Consider the following 15,079-nt stretch of genomic DNA (forward strand, 5'->3'; position numbering starts at 1 on the left):
GGGTTTCCGATTCTCAAGTGGCAAACCTAATAGAAGCCACATTTTTCTACCGGAAACCGTATCTCTCATGGACTACCGCCTGTCTCGGCGCGCCGCGCGCCTCCTTACCCGCAGCACTCTGGCGCTGGCCGCAAGCCGCGCCTTCTGGTTCACGGCAACGGGCGTCGCCTTGAGCGCCGGCACGCACCCTGTCCTGGCCCAAGCCAGCGCCAGGACCTACGCGATCCCCGCCGGCCCGCTGGAAAGCGCGCTGACCCGCTATGCGCTCGAAAGCGGATTGATGCTGTCCTATTCGGCCAGCGATATCGCGGACAAGCGCAGTTCCGGCCTGCAAGGCAGCTTCCAGGCGTCCGAGGGCTTGGCCAGGCTGCTGGCGGGCACCGGACTGGCGGCCCGCCTGCAGCCGAATGGCGGCTACGTGCTGCGCCCGCTGCCCGGCGGGCAGACGGGCCAGGAGTCCGCGCAGACCTTGCCCGCGGTCACGGTCACGGGCATCCATGAGTCCGCCTCCGGCCCGGTGCAGGGATTCGTCGCCCACCGCAGCGCGACCGCCACCAAGACCGACACGCCGCTGCACGAAACGCCCCAGTCCGTATCGGTGGTTCCGCGCGACCAGGTCGTCGCGCAGGCTGCGGACTCGCTCGACCAGGCGCTGGGCTACACCGCCAGCGTCATGTCGCTGGAAGGCGGAGCGCTCAGGCACATAGGCACACGCTTCACGGTCCGCGGCTTCAACATCACGGGCGCGGCCCCGCTGTATCTGAACGGCACCAAGTTCCCCATCAATTCGCTCAGCGGCGCGATCGAGCCTTACAACTTCGAGCGCATCGAACTGCTCAAGGGGCCGGCCTCGATCCTGTACGGCCAGGCCGCGCCGGGCGGCATCATCAACCTGGTCAGCAAGCGCCCCACGGCGGAACCCTTGCGCGAATTCGAATTGCAGACAGGCAGCTGGAACAAGAAGCAGATCGCCATGGACCTGGGCGGCCCGGTGACGGAGGACGGAAACGTGCGCTACCGCCTCACTGGACTGGCGCGCGACAGCGACACCATGATCGATTACATCAACAATGACCGCAGGTCGCTTGCCGGCGCGCTGGAGTGGCAGATCAGCGACGCCACCTTGATCACGCTCCTGGCCAGCTACAGCCGGACCGACAGCCCCTACGATTCAGGCAAACCGCTGGAAGGCACGCTGCTATCCAATCCCAACGGCCCCATATCGCGCTCCCGCTTCGTCGGCGAACCCGGCTTCGACCGCTATGTCGTCAAGGGCACGACCCTGGGCTACCTGCTCGAACACCGGTTGAACGACGACTGGCAGGTGAAACAGAACCTGCTGGCCTACGAACACAAGGCCGACAACCAGTATGCCGCCGTGAGCGCGCGCGTGAATCCGTCGACCCCCGCCCTGGGCAATCGCTATGCCATAACCCGTTACGACACAGACAAGGGACTCGCCGTGGACAACCAGCTGCTGGGCAAGCTGCGCCACGGCAGCGTCGAACACACGCTGCTGTTCGGAATCGACTGGAGCAAGAGCGAATTCACGCGTTCCCAGGAGTTCGGCAGCATCGCGCCGATCGATCTGTACAAGCCCGTCTATGGCGCCCGGCCGAATCTTGGCCCCGCCAACTATTCCGAAAACAGCATGCGCCAACTGGGCTTCTACGCGCAGGACCAGATCAAGTTCAAGGACCGCTGGATCGTGCTGCTGGGCGGCCGCTACGATTCGGTCCGCACCGACACAAGGCCGGGTACGGGTGAAGAGAGCTCCCATGCCTTCACGCCGCGCGCCGGCCTGATGTACCTGTTCGACAACGGCCTGGCCCCCTACTACAGCTACAGCAAGTCCTTCCAGCCCACCCCGGGCCTGGACTTCAACGCCAATCCCTTCAAACCGACCACGGGCGTGCAGCACGAGATCGGCCTGAAGTACGAACCCAAGGGCGTGGACGCGTCCATCACCGTGGCGCTCTACGAAATCACGCAACGCAATGTGCTGACCAGCGATCCCGCCCACGCGGGCTTCCTGGTGCAGACCGGCGAAGTGCGTTCGAAGGGCGCCGAGATCGAGGCCCGCGCCAGCCTGAATCGCCAACTGGACCTGGTGGCGGCGCTGGCAACGACGGATGCCCGCGTCACCAAGAGCAATCTGGGCAATGAAGGCTCGCGGCCCGCTTCGGTCCCGCGCAACATGGCCTCGCTCTGGATGGACTACCGCTTTGCTTCCGTGCCGGGCCTGAGCGCGGGCGTCGGCGTGCGCTACGTGGGACGCCAGGAGATCTACGACCTGGCGGTGCCGTCGTACACCACGTACGATGCCGCGCTGCGCTATCAATGGGACAAGTGGCAGTTCGCCCTGAACGTGAAGAACCTGGCCAACAAGACCTATGTGGCCGCCTGCCCCGGCACCTGCTTCTATGGCGATGAACGCAACATCACGCTGACGGCACGCATCAACTGGTAAGCAGCCGCCCCCAAGCCTAGGGCGCAACGGCAATCGCAATCTTGCCGCGCACCCCGTGATTGGGACTCTCCAGCCGCGCATGGGCGAGCGGGATCTCGGCAAGCGCATAGACCGCGCCCACGTGCGGCCGTAGTTGGCCGCGCGCAACCAACGCGCTCAGTTCATCGAGCTTGCCGCGGTTCTGCCGCGTGAACACGAAGTGGTAGCTCGCATTCTTGCCCCAGGCCTGGATCAGGTTTTGCGGCTGGGCGATGTCCACGATCGAGACGACCCGTCCCAGTTGCGCCAGCGCATCGGGGCTGCGCGCCAGGCTATTGCCACCAATGGTGTCGAACACGACGTCGACGCCGCGCCCGCCCGTCTCGCGCATGACGGCGTCGACGTAGTCTTCCTTTTCGTAGTCGATGACCCCGTCGGCGCCCATGCTGCGTGCGAATTCCGCGTTGGCTGCGCGCACGGTCGTGTACACCTGAGCTCCGATGGCCTTCGCCAGCTGGATCGCCACATGGCCGACGCCGCCCGCGCCGCCGTGCACCAGAACGCTCTCCCCGACTCTCAGCCCCGCGCGCACGACCAGCGCTTCCCAAGCGGTCCCGCCGACCAGGCTCAGGCTTGCCGCCTCCAGATGGCTGAGCGCGGGCGGCTTCCTGCCGACGATGCCTTCTGCTGCGACGTGGTACTCGGCATAGCTGCCCGGCCCGTCGAAGATTTGCGGGGTGTACCAGACTTCGTCGCCAGGAACGAAAGCCGTCACGCCCGGCCCCACGGCTTCAACCACGCCCGAGACGTCGTGCCCGGTGATGGCCGGCAGCGGCACCAGATCGGCATAGTCGCCGCGCCGGACCTGGTAATCCAGGGGATTGATCGAGGTGGCGTGTACCCGGACCAGGACTTGTCCCGCCTGCGGCACGGGCTTGGGCAGGTCGCGGAGTTCGAACGACTCCGGGCCGCCGAATGATTGGAGTGTCATCGCTTTCATGGTTTTCCTTGATTCGAAAAATAGGGATATCGGGAAATTCCGATATTTACCTGCAAAAAAATTACAGCTCTTTCCCGATGAGCCCGGCAAGAGCGCGTATGGTTGCTTCGTTCCGCTTGTAGTAGGTCCACTGACCAATGCGCCTGGCTTCCACCAGGCCGGCGCGTTGCAGCGTCGCCAGGTAGTCAGACACCGTGGACTGCGACAGCCCCACGCCTTCCTGGATGCTGCTGACGCAGACGCCCACCGTGTGAACATCGCCTTCGTCCTGCGGCGGGAAGTTCTTCGCGGGGTCCTTCAATCCTTTGAGGATCTCAAGGCGCGTACGGTTGGAGAGGGCTTTGAATATTTCGAGCAGATCCATGCCGTCATGATATCGGGATTTCCCGATATGTCAATAAATGGGACTCGCGCGAACGCCTACTCGCCTGCTCACTTGTCCACCGACCGCATATCGCAAGTCGTCTCCGACGACGAGCAGATGCCGCGAAACCACGCCTGCCCGCGCGTGCGGTCCTTGGGCGCCAGCGGCTCGAACGTGTCGCTGTTGCGCAGCTCGTAGTCCAGCAACAGCCATTCGCCCTGGCAGGCGACGATGCCGCGCAGCGTGGCGCGCTCGGTCAGCCAGTCGCCGCCCAGGTCCAGCAAACGTTCACTGCCTGCATCCGGCCGGGCGTAGCCTCGCGCCGACTGGATGCCGACCTGCGCATCCGCGGCTTCGATCCAACCCTCGCCCCGATACACGGGCCGCGGCTTGCTCTGTTCGTCGCCGGTCTTGTCGTCGCTAGCGTTCCTGATCTTGAGCCAGCCGTCGCGCGCCTCGGTCACGTCGAAGGTCACGCTGTAGTAGTCGATCTCGGGATCGGGGCCGTCGCCGCGCGTCGTCGGCAGGCTGCCCAGCACCGCCGCCTGAGCGGATGCCGCCGCGCGCACCTGGATGGCCGGCTTGTCGTTCGTCGTCCAGCCGGAGAAGCTGCATGCGGTCGGGCCGGGCGGGGTCCAGGCGGCAGGCTTGGAAGTGGTTTGGGCATTGATGGCGGGCGACACCGCCAGCGCGGCAAGCGCCAGGAGTATCCATCGCATGGTCATGGGCTTGGTCATGTGTCAGTTGCTGTTGATCCATTCCTGCGTATCCCGGACGAACCAGGGCAGATTCAGGCGCTCGCCTTCGCCGGATTGTATGGTCAGGCGTTGGTCCGAGGATCCAGGCGCGTTGTTCGTGCCCTGCCCCGTGGACGGAGAGCGGCTGCGATAGTCCAGCTCGGTTTGCTGGGGAGGTTTGGCCGCGCAAGCGGCGATCAAGGTGCATGCGGCTGCGGCAAGAACGGTCCGCAGCGCCGGACGAAGTATCTTCATGGTGTTCGGGTTCCCGCTGAAGGGCACAGGCCTGGGTGCCGGAAAATCAGGGCCTCCAGCCCATACCTTACTCGCAATGCGAGGCTCGCGTTGGCGTCTCAGATCGGCATGTTGAAATAGACGACCCGCTCCGTCTCCCTGAATCCCAGACGCGCATGCGCGGCCTGGCTTACGACATTGTCCAGCGCGGTATCCGAGGCCAGCTCCTTGCACCCCCTGTCGCTGGCCCATGCCCGGACGGCAGCAATCAAGACCCTGGCCGCGCCCTGCCGCCTGGCCTCGGGCATGACGTACAGGCCTTCCAGGAACGCCACCGGACTGGAGTCCGTTCCATTGACGTAGTCCGTCCTGATGGAAGCTTCGGCCAACCCAATCGCGAGCCCGTCGTCGGCGCGCACCAGGAACTGAACGTACCGGTCCGGCGCGCAGACCTGATCGTCCATATCGTCCTGATGCTCGGCAGCTGACGCGTCAGGCCAAAGCGCCATGCGCAGTTGGAGCCAGGCGTTATCCCGGGAGGAGGTAATTGCGGCGGTTTTCATGGACAGGGTTCGTTTTCCAGGTGACGCCCGAAAATTTATCACCCTGCCCCGCCCGCTGTCGAAACCCATCCGGCGTCGGCACGCGCCCCCTACTCCTGCACCGGCACCGTATAGTTCAGCGCCAGCCTGCCGCCATCCGCGTACACCGTCTGCCCGGTCACGTAGCTGGCGTCATCGCTGGCCAGGAACACCGCCACCTTGGCGACTTCGTCGGTCGATCCCAGGCGCTGCATCGGAATGCGCGACAGCACGGTCCGGCGGGCTTCGGGGTTGCTGGTGATCGTGGCCAGGATCTCGGTGTCGATGCTGCCGGGGCCGATGGCGTTGACGCGGATGCCGTGCGGCGCCAGGGACAGCGCCATCGACTTGGTCATCTGGCGCACCGCGCCCTTGCTGGCGCCGTATGCCAACTGGTCTGGCATCGCCAGTTCCGCCGTCATCGAGGACAGGGTCACGATGGCGCCGTTGCCGCGTCCGCCCGCCACCATGGCGCGCGCGGCGGCCTGCGCCACCAGGAAGGTGCCGCGCACGTTGACGTTCATGACCGCATCCAGGTCTTCCAGCTTCAGGTCCAGGAAGTCCGCCGCGCGGATCACGCCGGCGTTGCAGACGCAGATGTCCAGGCCGCCCCAGCGCCGCACGCACTCGTCGGCCAGCTTCTGGGCGTCGGCAGGGTCGGTCACGTCGGCCACCAGCGCGGCGGCGCGATCGCCCAGGGCGCGGGCCGCGGCCATCAGTTCGGCCTCCTTGCGGTCGGCCAGCAGCACGTATGCGCCCTCGGCCGCGAAGCGCCGCGCGATCGCCAGTCCAATGCCCCCGGCCGCGCCGGTGACCAGCGCCACCTTGTCCTGCAATCTCATTTCAGACTCCTACGTAGGCGGCCACCAGGTCGGGCCGCTGGGACAATTCCGCCGAGCTGCCGCGCCACACCGTCACGCCCTTGTCGAGGATGACGTTGCGGTCCGACAGGCGCAGCAAGGCCGTGGTGTTCTTGTCCACCACGATCATCGACAAACCTTCGGCTTTCAATTGGGCCAGCACGCGCCAGATTTCGGCGCGCACCACCGGCGCCAGCCCTTCGGTGGCTTCGTCCAGCACCAAGAGGCTGGGGTTGGTCATCAGCGCCCGGCCCAGCGCCAGCATCTGCTGCTCGCCGCCGGATAGTTGCGTGCCCAGGTTGGCGCGGCGTTCGTGCAGGCGCGGAAACAGTTCATACACGCGTTCCAGCGTCCAGCCGCGGCCGCCGCCGCGGTGTATCGCCGTGGCGATCAGGTTCTCTTCCACCGTCAGGGTCGGGAAGATCTGGCGCCCTTCAGGCACCAGCGACAGGCCCAGCCGGCCGATGCGGTACGGCGCCAGTCCGCGCAGGGACCGTTCGCCGTAGCGGATGCTGCCCTGGCTGGCCGGCAGCAGGCCGAACAGGCATTTGATGACGGTGCTGCGGCCCATGCCGTTGCGGCCGATCAGGCCGACGACCTCGCCCTGGCCCACGTCCAGGTCTACGCCGAACAAGGCCTGGCAATGCCCGTAGGCCGCCGTCAATCCGCTGATGCTCAACATGGCGGGGCTCCTTATGCGTCGGCGTCGTCGCCCAGATAGGCGCGGCGCACGTCGGGATGGTTGCGTATCTGGTCCGCGCTGCCGGTGGCGATGACTTTGCCGTAGACCAGCACGCTGATGCGGTCGGCCAGCGCAAACACGGCGTTCATGTCGTGTTCGACCAGCACGATGGTGTAGCGGCCCTTCAGGCTTTGCAGCAAGGCGATCACGCCGGCGCTTTCGGCCGCGCTCATGCCCGCCATGGGCTCGTCCAGCAGCAGCACCGACGGCTCGCCCGCCAAGGCCATGGCAATCTCCAGCTGGCGGCGCTGGCCGTAGGCCAGGCTGTCCACCTGCGCCTCGGCCACGTCTTCCAGCTTGCAGGCCCGCAGCGCCTCGGTCGCGGCGTCGACCACGTCGGCGCAATCGCGCAAGGCGGTCCAGCCCGACAGGCGCCGGCGGCGCTTGCGCAAGGCCGCCAGGCAGGCGTTGTCCAGCACCGTGTAGCTGTCGAACACCGAGGTCACCTGATAGGAACGCAGCATGCCCAGCGCCACGCGTTCCTGCACCGAGGCGCGGGAAACGTCCGAGGCGCCCAGGCGCACGGCGCCGCCATCGGGCCGCAGCTCGCCCGACAGCAGGTTGATCAAAGTCGTCTTGCCCGCGCCGTTGGGGCCGATCAGCGCGTGCAGTTCGCCAGGGGCCACGTCCAGCGACACGCCGTCGGTCGCCTTCAGGCCGCCGAAGCGGCGCACCAGGTCCTGCGTGGACAGTCCAACGGGCGCGGCAGCGGTTTGCGTGCTCATGCCGAAGCCTCCTTGGCGATCGCGTCCGGCGGGCGGCGGTCCTGTTGCTCACCTGCGGCCGGCGGCTGAGCTGCGGGCGCGGCGGGCGGCGGACGCCGCAGCCAGGCCAGCGAATTGGCATAGCCGCCCTTGGCCACCATGGCGATGATCACCACCGCCGGCCCCATCAGCAGCATCCAATGCTGCGTCATGCTCTTGAAGGCCTCTTCCATCAGCAGATAGGCAACGGCGCCGAAGATCGGCCCCAGCACATTGCCCAGCCCGCCTATCACCACCATGACGATGAGCTCGCCCGACACCGGCCAGGACATGTAGCTGGGCGAGGCGAAGGCGGTCAGGTTGGCCAGCAGCAGCCCGGCCACGCCGGTCAGCACGCCAGAGGCCACGTAGGCCGTCAGACGCACGCCGAATACCGAATAGCCCAGCGCGTCCACGCGGCGCGGGTTGGCATGGGTGGCGCGCAGGATCATGCCGAAGGGCGAGCGGCGCAGGCGCAACATCGCCAGGCTGGACACCAGCAGCACCGCCCAGGCCGCCCAGTACACCGGCTGGCTGCCGCCCAGGTCGAACAGGCCGAAGGAACTGGCTTCGTAGATGTTCAGGCCGTCGTCGCCGCCATACTCGCGCAGGCTGACCGCCAGGAAATAGAACATCTGCGCAAACGCCAGCGTAATCATGATGAAGCCTATGCCCGAGGTGCGCAGGCAGACCGTGCCGACGATCAGCGCCACCAGCGCGCACACCGCGATGCAGACGGCCAGTTGCAGCCAGCCGTTGCCGAAGCCGTAATAGCTGAGGATGCCCACGGCATAGCAGCCCAGGCCCAGGAACATGGCGTGGCCGAAGCTCACCAATCCGGCAAAGCCCAGCACCAGGTTCAGCGCCAGCGCGGCCAACGCATAGATCAGGATGCGCGCGCCCAGCGTCACGTAGAACGGTTCGCCCAGCCATTGCGCCACGAAAGGCACGCCGGCCAGGACCAGGAACAGCAAGGGCAGCGCCCAGCGCCGGTATGTGTGTTCTTGCATGATGATCCAACCCCAGTACAAGCGCGCGTCAACGACGCGCCGAGAAGACCAGGCCTTGCGGCCGGAATGCCAGCACCACGGCCATCAGCACGTAGATCAGCATGGAAGCCAGGGCCGGCCCGACCGCGTTGGCGACGGAGGCGTCGAACACGGCGCGCAGCAGGTCGGGCAGGAAGGCCCGGCCCAGCGTGTCTATCATCGCGATCAGCAGCGCCGCGACCAGCGTGCCGCGCACCGAGCCGATGCCGCCGACCACGATCACCACCAGCGCCAGGATCAGCACCGGCTCGCCCATGCCGGACTGCACCGAAAGGATCGGCCCCGCCAACGCCCCCGCCACGCCGGCCAGCACCGCGCCCAGCAGGAACAGCAGCGTCTTCTGCAGGTCCACGTTGGCGCCCAGCACGCTGGCCATGGGCGCGTTGCTGGCGCCCGCGCGGATCAGCATGCCGAAGCGCGTGCGCTGGATCAGGAACCAGGCGCCCACCGCCACCAGCGCGCCCACGCCGATGATCATCAGGCGATACACCGGATAGTCGTTGCCGAACAGGCTGACGGCACCTTCCAGCCCCTGCGGCACGGCGGCGTAATACGGCCGGCTGCCCCAGATGACGGAAGCCAGTTCATTGAAGAACATCATCAGCCCGAAGGTGGCCAGCACTTGGTACAGGTGGTCGTGCTTGTACAGCGGCCGCGCGATCAGGCGTTCCAGCGCCACGCCCACCAGGCCGCTGCCCGTCACCGCCGCCAGGATGGCGAAGGCGAACGAGCCGCTGGCGTTGTAGGCGGTGGCGCCCAGGAAAGCGCCGATCATGTACAGCGACCCGTGCGCCAGGTTGATGAAGTTCATGATGCCGAAGATCAGGGTCAGCCCCGAGGACAGCAGGAACAGCAAGGCGCCGAGCTGCAGGCCATTGAGCATCTGCGACAACAGCAAGGATCCGTTCATGGGGCGTCTCCCGGGACGGTTACTTCAGCGGGCAGTCCGCCACGTAGGCGTCCTGGTGGTCGGTGAACACCTTGGCCAGCTGCTTCAGGCCCACGCTGTCGCCTTCCTTCACGACCTGATAGGCATACAGGTCCTGCACCGGCATGTTGTTGCTGTTGAAGCGGAACTTGCCGCGCACCGTGGGGAAGTTGGCGCCGGCGGCCTTTACCGCCGCGGCCAGCGCCTTGCTGTCGCCGACCTTGCCGCCCTGCTGCTTGATGGCGGCATCCAGCAGGAACGCCGCGTCATAGCCGCCTACCGCATATTCCGACGGCAAGCGTCCGTACTTGGCCTTGAAGGCCTCGACGAACTTGCGGTTCTGCGGGTTGTCCAGCGTGGTGGCCCAAGGCGTGCCGTAGATCGCGCCCACCGCCTGTTCCTTCAGCGCGGTCAGCGTGTTGGAGTCGATCAGACTTTCCGAGAAGAACGGCAGTTTTTCCATCAGGCCGGCCTGGCGCAGCTGGCGCACGAAGTTCACGCCCACCCCGCCGGTGTAAAACACGAACAGCGCGTCGGGCGAGGCCGACTGCATGCGCGAGATCTCGGCCGAATAATCCAGCTGCCCCAGCTGGGTGTAGATCTCGTCGGCGGGCGCGGCGCCATAGAAGCGCTTGAAGCCCGCCAGCTTGTCCTTGCCGGCCTGGTAGTTGGACGACATCAGGTAGGCGCGCTTGTAGCCCTGGTCCTTGACGTACTTGCCCATGGCTTCGGACATGCTGTCGTTCTGCCAGCCGAGTACGAACAGGTTGGGCAGGCACATGCGGCCGGCGATGGGCGCGGGCCCGGCATTGGTGGACAGGGCCACCACGCCCGACTCCTTGATGCGCCGCAGTTCGGCCATGAGCACATTGGAGAAGCCCAGGCCGACGATCACGTCCACCTTGTCCTTCTCGATGAACTTCTGCACGATCTGCGCGCCCACGTCGGGCTTGAGCTGGTCGTCGTCGCGGATCACCACGGCCTTCTGGCCGCCCAGGCTGCCGCCCAGCTGCTCGATGCCCAACATCAGGCCGTCGTACTGATCCTGGCCCAATGCCGCCTGGGGGCCGGACAGCACCCCGGTAAAGCCGATGCGGATGTCCGCCATTGCGGCGTTGGCCACGGTCAAGGCCGCGACCGCGGCCAGCGCGGACAGGCCGCGTGCGTATGCTTGCATGCTAAGTCTCCTTGGGGGATGGACGGCGGCGCCGTTCTGCGCGGCGCCTGCCGGTACTAAGGCTTGCTTACAGGTCAGAGCTTCACGCAGACATTGCGCAGCTCCGTGTAGAACTCGAGCGAATGCACGCCGCCCTCGCGGCCGATGCCGGACTGCTTGGCCCCGCCGAAGGCCGTGCGCAGGTCGCGCAGGAACCAGGAATTGATCCAGCAGATGCCCACTTCCAGGGCCTGCCCCATGCGATGGGCGGTGCCCACGTTGCTGGTCCAGACCGAGGCCGCCAGGCCGTAGGGCGTGGCGTTGGCCAGCGCGACGGCTTCTTCTTCCGTGTCGAAGGGCGCGATGTGGCAGCAGGGGCCGAAGATTTCCTGCTGGATCACGGCCGAGGTTTCCGGCAGTCCGGTCCACACGGTGGGCTGGATCCACGCGCCGCCGGCCAGCTCATCCGGCATGTCCGGCACGCCGCCGCCCGCGACCACCGTGGCGCCCTCTTCGCGGGCGCGGGCGTAGTAGCCCAGCACCTTGTCGCGGTGACGCTGCGAGATTAGCGGCCCCAGGTTGACGCCAGGATCCTTCGGACGGCCCAGCTTGAAGCCGCGGGCGCGCTCGCCCAGCGCCGCCACGAAGCGGTCGAAGATCGGCCGCTGCACGTAGACGCGCTCGGTGCCCAGGCAGACCTGCCCGGTGTTGTCGAAGGCGGCGCGCGCGATGCCGGCCACCGCCTTGTCGAAGTCCGCGTCGGCGAACACGATGCCCGCGTTCTTGCCGCCCAGTTCGAAGGACACCGGGCGCACGCCCACCGCCGCGGCCTGCATGATGGCTTCGCCGGTGCGGGTTTCGCCGGTGAAGGTGATGCCGTCGACCAGCGGATGGCGCGTGAGCTTTTCGCCCGCCGAACCGGGGCCGCGGCCATGCACCACGTTATAGACGCCGGGCGGCACGCCGACCTCGTTCATGACTTCGCCCAGCAGCGTGGCCGTGGCCGGGGTGTCTTCGGAAGGCTTGACCACCACGGTGTTGCCGCAGGCCAGCGCCGGCCCCACCTTCCAGGTCATCAGCAGCAGCGGCAGGTTCCAGGGGCAGATCACGCCGATCACGCCGCGCGGCACGCGCACGCCGTAGTTCAGGGCATGGCCGCCATCCGGCGTTTCCAGGTCGAAGGTCTCGTTGGGAATGTTGCGCACCAGGTCGGCGAAGATCTTGAAGTTCGCCGCGCCGCGCGGAATGTCCAGATGGCTGGCCAGGTCGTAGGGCTTGCCGGTGTCGGCGATCTCGGCATCGACGAACTCGTCGAAGCGGCGGATGATGCCGTCGGCCACCGCGTGCAGCAGCTCCACGCGCTGCTGCGTCTTGAGTTTGCCCCAGGGGCCGCGCAGCGCCGCCTTGGCGGCCCGCACGGCGGCGTCGACCTCGGCGTCTCCGGCCTCGTGGATGCGTCCGATCAGGCGGTTGTCGACCGGATCGCGGTTGTCGAACGTCTTGTCCGTGGCGACCCATTCGCCGTTGATGAAGTTGCGGAAATCGGTCATTGCGTCCTCGGTTGTGACAGGTCTGCCAGCGCCGCTTCAGGGTCGCCGGCGGTCAGGTATTCCCACATGCGCTCGTAGATGCGGCCCGTGCCCACGGCGCGGGTAGCCGCCTCTTCCGGCGAGAGCGTGGGCGCGCCTTCGGCCAGGCCGGCCGAGCGCAGTTGCCATTCGATGCGCGCGGCATCCTCCAGATACCAGGTCAGCACCACGGCATGCATCAGCGATTCGGCCGCCACCACCGCGCCGTTGCCGCGCATGGCCACGGCGCGCGCCGCGCCCAGGGTCTGGGCCACGCCGCGCGCCTGGGCGTCGCTGCGCACCAGCTGCGGATCGTCCCAGAGCGGCACGGACGGAGAAAAATACGAGCCCATGCCATGGCGCGGCTGCGGCGTCAGCCGGGCCGAGGACAGCGTCATGACCGTGGGCGGCATGGAACGCACCACCCCGCCCACTTCGGGGCGCATGCGGTAGATGTGCTGATGGATGCGGACCTCGCCCAGCACGCCCTCGGGCAGCTCGCCATGCACCGGCACCACCGTGCCCGCCTCGCCCGGTTCGATCAGGCCCATGGGCCGCGCGGCGCATACCAGGAAGTGACCGGCGTCGAGGCGGCTGCTGCAATGGCCGTAGGCATGGACCAGGCCGGCGCGGGCCAGGCCGCGCGCCGCCGTCCGCACCAGGGCTTCCTGGCCGGCGTCGGCTTTCATCGGCGCGGCGCTCACGTCTTGAACTCCGGGATGTCGGGCTTGGCGCCCCACATGCAGAACGAGGACGGCACCGCGGGAAAGCTGCGCGGCCGGTAGGTCTTCTCGTCTTCGGCGGTGATCAGGCGCACGCCGGTGGAGTATTCGTAGATCATGCCGTCGGGGCCGTCGAAATACAGGAACATCGCCCCCGAGGTCGGATGCCGCCCCGGGCCGAAGCGGATCGGCACCTGCCATTCCTTCAGCTGATACCAGGCGCGCATGATGTCGTCGATGCTCTCGACCTGGTGGTTGATGTGCTGCACGCCCGGATAGCTGGACGGGAACAGCGCAATCTTGTGGTGCACTTCGTCGATGCGCAGCAGCGGCGCTTCGCCGATGCGGTCGCTGACCCGGGCCGACAGCAGACCGGTCCAGAAGGCTTCGTCGCGCCGCGCGTCCAGCGTGCGCAGGCCGATATGCGAAAAGCCGGTCACGCCCGCATCGCGGCTGGGGAAGTAGCGGCGGCCGCTGTGATGCGGCGCGTGCACCAGCTCGATGCGGTTGCCGGAGGGGTCGATGAAACTGAGGAAATCGCGCACGTAGCGCTGCTCGGCGTCCTCGCGCTTGCCTGCGGCGACCTGATAGCCGCTGCGCTCCAGCACCGCGCCGGCATGCTCGAGTTCTTCGGACGTGTCCACTTCGAACGCGGTGGTGTGGTCGCGCGGATCGCCTTCGAAGTAGCAAAGGGTGTGGTCGCGCGAGTCGGACTTGAAGTAGACCGCGCCGTGCTCCTTGCGCGCCACTTCCAGCCCCAGCACCGCGGTCGCGTAGCGGACCGCGGATTCCAGGTCGCGGGTACCCAGCCGGACGTACCGGATGTCGTGTAGCCGTATCACTGCTTGTCTCCAGGTTGCGCCTGCCGCCGGCTCCGTGCCGGTCGTGGTCTCGACGCTTTTTTTCTACGATAAGCAGCATAAATCTCGGCGTCAATAATTTTTATCGAGATTTTTTGAACGCAGTGATAAAGTAGCTCCCATGTCAGACGGCGCCACCCTCCCCCCGCTCGCCCATTCCGCCTCGGCCAACACCCTGGTCGGCGCGGCCTATGTCAATCTGCGCCGCGACATCATCCAGGGCGTGCATCCGCCGGGTTCCCGCCTGCGGGTCGAACACCTGAAGGACGATTACGGCGTGGGCGCGGGCACGCTGCGCGAGGCGCTGGCGCTGCTGGTGTCGGACGCGCTGGTCATCGCGCAAGGACAGCGCGGCTTCCACGTCACGCCGATCTCGCTGGAAGACTTCCGCGACATCACCGAGAACCGCGTGCTGCTTGAAACCCAGGCCCTGCGCCAGTCCATCGCCCTGGGCGACGACGACTGGGAAAGCGCGGTGCTGGCCGCCTTCCACCGGCTGAGCAAGGCCGAACAGCGCCTGGCCGCCGACCCCGACACCCGCTTTGAAGAATGGGAACAGCGCAACCGCGAATTCCACCGCGAACTGATCCGCGCCTGTCCCTCGCGCTGGCTGCATCATTTCCTGGGCATCCTGTACCAGCAGGCCGAGCGCTACCGCCGCCTGACGGTCACGCGCAAACCCATCGCGCGCGACCTGGACGATGAGCACAAGGGCATCCTGGACGCCACGCTGGCGCGCGATGCCGACCGCGCCTGTGAACTGCTGGCCGCCCACATCCGCCTGACCTACGACGCCGTGGCGCGCCTGCCGCCCACGCTGTTCACCCCAGGCTGAACGCCGCGCGCAGTTGAAAAAAACCCACACCGGCGCGCGCCTACCCGTTGCTTCGCCTACACCACTTCTATAGAATCTTCAATTCGGGCCTCTGCCCATTCCTTTTCCCCCACATCTCACACCACTGGGAGGCGCAAGATGATAAATCCGCATACCGCCATCCCGCGCGTGTCCCCGCGACGCCATTAAGTCGTCGCCCGCGCGGACCCATCGCTGGATGCCTATCTAGCGACTGGTCCTCCGTGCCTGCC

The 15,079-nt window shown here is 66.8% G+C and carries 16 protein-coding genes; 2 read left to right on the forward strand and 14 right to left on the reverse strand.

The features are described 5' to 3' along the window. Positions 1–67: 67 nt before the first annotated feature. Positions 68–2,470, forward strand: a complete 2,403-nt coding sequence (locus NGK62_RS24010; protein WP_251880653.1) for a TonB-dependent siderophore receptor — start codon at positions 68–70, stop codon at positions 2,468–2,470. 16 nt (positions 2,471–2,486) lie between these two features. Here NGK62_RS24010 and NGK62_RS24015 read toward each other — a convergent pair whose 3' ends face one another. The 14 genes from NGK62_RS24015 to NGK62_RS24080 form a co-directional block, all read right to left on the reverse strand. Then, positions 2,487–3,449 carry a zinc-dependent alcohol dehydrogenase family protein gene (locus tag NGK62_RS24015; protein WP_251880654.1) on the reverse strand — a complete coding sequence of 321 codons (963 nt, stop codon included), beginning with the start codon at positions 3,447–3,449 and terminating at the stop codon, positions 2,487–2,489. A gap of 61 nt (positions 3,450–3,510) precedes the next feature. Beyond that, a complete protein-coding gene (locus tag NGK62_RS24020) occupies positions 3,511–3,813 on the reverse strand; it encodes an ArsR/SmtB family transcription factor (protein WP_054456511.1) in 303 nt (100 codons plus the stop codon). A gap of 68 nt (positions 3,814–3,881) precedes the next feature. Next, positions 3,882–4,550 carry a hypothetical protein gene (locus NGK62_RS24025; protein ID WP_251880656.1) on the reverse strand — a complete coding sequence of 223 codons (669 nt, stop codon included), beginning with the start codon at positions 4,548–4,550 and terminating at the stop codon, positions 3,882–3,884. A 3-nt stretch (positions 4,551–4,553) separates the two neighbouring features. Continuing rightward, the gene (locus NGK62_RS24030; RefSeq protein WP_251880657.1) at positions 4,554–4,805 is read right to left on the reverse strand and encodes a hypothetical protein; all 252 of its coding nucleotides are present in this window, start codon (positions 4,803–4,805) and stop codon (positions 4,554–4,556) included. A 98-nt stretch (positions 4,806–4,903) separates the two neighbouring features. Continuing rightward, positions 4,904–5,347, reverse strand: a complete 444-nt coding sequence (gene aac(6'), locus NGK62_RS24035; RefSeq protein WP_251880659.1) for an aminoglycoside 6'-N-acetyltransferase — start codon at positions 5,345–5,347, stop codon at positions 4,904–4,906. Between the two features lie 89 nt (positions 5,348–5,436). After that, positions 5,437–6,207, reverse strand: coding sequence for an SDR family NAD(P)-dependent oxidoreductase (locus NGK62_RS24040; protein ID WP_251880660.1), 771 nt, complete (start codon positions 6,205–6,207; stop codon positions 5,437–5,439). 1 nt (position 6,208) lies between these two features. After that, the gene (locus tag NGK62_RS24045) at positions 6,209–6,907 is read right to left on the reverse strand and encodes an ABC transporter ATP-binding protein (RefSeq protein WP_118932987.1); all 699 of its coding nucleotides are present in this window, start codon (positions 6,905–6,907) and stop codon (positions 6,209–6,211) included. Positions 6,908–6,918: 11 nt separating this feature from the next. Then, positions 6,919–7,692, reverse strand: coding sequence for an ABC transporter ATP-binding protein (locus NGK62_RS24050; RefSeq protein ID WP_059374178.1), 774 nt, complete (start codon positions 7,690–7,692; stop codon positions 6,919–6,921). Then, positions 7,689–8,720 carry a branched-chain amino acid ABC transporter permease gene (locus NGK62_RS24055; RefSeq protein WP_059374463.1) on the reverse strand — a complete coding sequence of 344 codons (1,032 nt, stop codon included), beginning with the start codon at positions 8,718–8,720 and terminating at the stop codon, positions 7,689–7,691. The genes NGK62_RS24050 and NGK62_RS24055 overlap by 4 nt, the downstream gene beginning before the upstream one ends. Before the next feature lie 28 nt (positions 8,721–8,748). Beyond that, positions 8,749–9,669 (reverse strand): branched-chain amino acid ABC transporter permease, encoded by a 921-nt coding sequence (locus tag NGK62_RS24060; protein ID WP_059374177.1) that lies wholly within the window; start codon positions 9,667–9,669, stop codon positions 8,749–8,751. A 19-nt stretch (positions 9,670–9,688) separates the two neighbouring features. Beyond that, positions 9,689–10,864 carry an ABC transporter substrate-binding protein gene (locus tag NGK62_RS24065; RefSeq protein ID WP_059374176.1) on the reverse strand — a complete coding sequence of 392 codons (1,176 nt, stop codon included), beginning with the start codon at positions 10,862–10,864 and terminating at the stop codon, positions 9,689–9,691. A 74-nt stretch (positions 10,865–10,938) separates the two neighbouring features. Continuing rightward, the gene (locus NGK62_RS24070; protein WP_059374175.1) at positions 10,939–12,393 is read right to left on the reverse strand and encodes a 2-hydroxymuconic semialdehyde dehydrogenase; all 1,455 of its coding nucleotides are present in this window, start codon (positions 12,391–12,393) and stop codon (positions 10,939–10,941) included. Further along, positions 12,390–13,115 carry a class II aldolase/adducin family protein gene (locus NGK62_RS24075; RefSeq protein WP_251880661.1) on the reverse strand — a complete coding sequence of 242 codons (726 nt, stop codon included), beginning with the start codon at positions 13,113–13,115 and terminating at the stop codon, positions 12,390–12,392. The genes NGK62_RS24070 and NGK62_RS24075 overlap by 4 nt, the downstream gene beginning before the upstream one ends. Then, complete coding sequence (locus NGK62_RS24080) at positions 13,112–13,975, reverse strand: VOC family protein (protein ID WP_054456504.1); 864 nt, start codon at positions 13,973–13,975, stop codon at positions 13,112–13,114. The genes NGK62_RS24075 and NGK62_RS24080 overlap by 4 nt, the downstream gene beginning before the upstream one ends. Positions 13,976–14,114: 139 nt before the next feature. On the opposite strand from NGK62_RS24080, the gene NGK62_RS24085 reads away from it, so the two are divergent. Then, positions 14,115–14,828, forward strand: coding sequence for a GntR family transcriptional regulator (locus NGK62_RS24085; protein ID WP_251880662.1), 714 nt, complete (start codon positions 14,115–14,117; stop codon positions 14,826–14,828). Positions 14,829–15,079: the final 251 nt, after the last annotated feature.

The organism is Achromobacter sp. Marseille-Q4954, assembly GCF_943737025.1.
Classification (GTDB): Bacteria; Pseudomonadota; Gammaproteobacteria; order Burkholderiales; family Burkholderiaceae_B; genus Achromobacter; species Achromobacter bronchisepticus_A.

Excerpts from the sequence above, each read along its gene's own strand:
- NGK62_RS24015 (WP_251880654.1), bottom strand. The coding sequence starts at position 3,449 with ATGAAAGCGATGACACTCCAATCATTCGGCGGCCCGGAGTCGTTCGAA.
- NGK62_RS24065 (WP_059374176.1), bottom strand. The coding sequence starts at position 10,864 with ATGCAAGCATACGCACGCGGCCTGTCCGCGCTGGCCGCGGTCGCGGCC.
- NGK62_RS24040 (WP_251880660.1), bottom strand. The coding sequence starts at position 6,207 with ATGAGATTGCAGGACAAGGTGGCGCTGGTCACCGGCGCGGCCGGGGGC.
- NGK62_RS24045 (WP_118932987.1), bottom strand. The coding sequence starts at position 6,907 with ATGTTGAGCATCAGCGGATTGACGGCGGCCTACGGGCATTGCCAGGCC.
- NGK62_RS24050 (WP_059374178.1), bottom strand. The coding sequence starts at position 7,692 with ATGAGCACGCAAACCGCTGCCGCGCCCGTTGGACTGTCCACGCAGGAC.
- NGK62_RS24010 (WP_251880653.1), top strand. The coding sequence starts at position 68 with ATGGACTACCGCCTGTCTCGGCGCGCCGCGCGCCTCCTTACCCGCAGC.
- NGK62_RS24020 (WP_054456511.1), bottom strand. The coding sequence starts at position 3,813 with ATGGATCTGCTCGAAATATTCAAAGCCCTCTCCAACCGTACGCGCCTT.
- NGK62_RS24085 (WP_251880662.1), top strand. The coding sequence starts at position 14,115 with ATGTCAGACGGCGCCACCCTCCCCCCGCTCGCCCATTCCGCCTCGGCC.
- NGK62_RS24060 (WP_059374177.1), bottom strand. The coding sequence starts at position 9,669 with ATGAACGGATCCTTGCTGTTGTCGCAGATGCTCAATGGCCTGCAGCTC.
- NGK62_RS24055 (WP_059374463.1), bottom strand. The coding sequence starts at position 8,720 with ATGCAAGAACACACATACCGGCGCTGGGCGCTGCCCTTGCTGTTCCTG.
- NGK62_RS24030 (WP_251880657.1), bottom strand. The coding sequence starts at position 4,805 with ATGAAGATACTTCGTCCGGCGCTGCGGACCGTTCTTGCCGCAGCCGCA.
- NGK62_RS24025 (WP_251880656.1), bottom strand. The coding sequence starts at position 4,550 with ATGACCAAGCCCATGACCATGCGATGGATACTCCTGGCGCTTGCCGCG.
- NGK62_RS24070 (WP_059374175.1), bottom strand. The coding sequence starts at position 12,393 with ATGACCGATTTCCGCAACTTCATCAACGGCGAATGGGTCGCCACGGAC.